This window comes from Sphingomonas panni, assembly GCF_022664435.1.
In the GTDB taxonomy this organism is placed as follows: domain Bacteria; phylum Pseudomonadota; class Alphaproteobacteria; order Sphingomonadales; family Sphingomonadaceae; genus Sphingomonas; species Sphingomonas panni.
In genome coordinates, this window is record NZ_JAKREU010000024.1 from 1 (window position 1) to 1,077 (window position 1,077).

Consider the following 1,077-nt stretch of genomic DNA (forward strand, 5'->3'; position numbering starts at 1 on the left):
AACAGGCTGAAATCGCCGGGCAGCGAATGTTTGAGCGCCGCAACCGCGAGCCCCCAGTTCGCCGCCGTCGCTTCGTCGCGATCCGACATCAGCGCGTGCAGCACGCCGCTGGCAAAGGCATCGCCCCCGCCGATCCGGTCGACGATGCCCGAGATCGCGACCTCGCCGGTCTGCACGGCACCGATCGGCGTGTCGATCCGCGCCGACAGGCGGTGGCGGTCGGCATCGTCGACGTGCCGCGCGGTAGAGGCGATATGCTTCAGGTTCGGAAAGGCTGCGAACGCCGCCTCGGCCGCCTCGCGCCGGCGATCCTCGCCATCGCCCGAAAACTGCCGGCCCAGCAGCAGCGATATGTCGCGGTGGTTGCCGAACAACAGGTCGGCCAGGGCGACCAGTCGCGTCAGCACGGCGCGCGGGTCGCTGTCCCATGCGTCCCACAGCCGCGCGCGGTAATTGCCGTCGAACGAAATGGTCAGCCCCCGCGCCCGCGCCGCCTCCGCCGCCGCGATCGCCGCTTTGGCGGTTTCGTCGCCGAGCGCCGGAGTGATCCCCGACAGGTGCAGCCGCGTGCAACCGGCCAGCAGCGCGTCCCAGTCCCATGCATCGGCCGGCGTCGTCGCAAAGCTCGACCCCGCCCGGTCATAGACGATATCGGACGCGCGCAGCCCTGCGCCGGGACTGAGGAAATACAGCCCCATCCGGCCGTCGCGCACCGCGACACGCGAACAATCGACGCCCTGCCCGCGCAGGGCCGTGACCGCGCCCCGCCCCAGCGGATTGTCGGGCACCATGCTGACCATCGCACTGGCATGGCCGAGATTGGCGAGACCGACCGCGACATTCGCCTCCGCCCCGCCGACATGGACGTCCAGCCGCCCGGTCTGCATCAGCAATTCGCGCCCCGGTGCGGTCATCCGCAGCAGCAGTTCGCCGAAACACAGGATCATCGCGCGAGCCACCCGCCATCGACGGCAAGGACATGGCCCTGCACATAGGCCGCGGCATCGGAGGCGAGGAACACCGCCGCCCCGCCCAGGTCCGCCGGATCGCCCCAGCGTCCCGCCGGGATGCGGTCGA

2 protein-coding genes are annotated in these 1,077 nt (G+C 70.8%); both read right to left on the reverse strand.

Features of this window, described 5'->3' with window-relative positions; all coding sequences use genetic code 11:
- Positions 1-947 (reverse strand): sugar kinase (locus tag MF609_RS19795; RefSeq protein ID WP_242417755.1); only part of this gene is annotated, 947 nt, incomplete at its 3' end.
- A partial coding sequence (locus MF609_RS19800) for an SDR family oxidoreductase (protein WP_242417756.1) occupies positions 944-1,077 on the reverse strand: 134 nt, incomplete at its 5' end. The genes MF609_RS19795 and MF609_RS19800, both read right to left, overlap by 4 nt.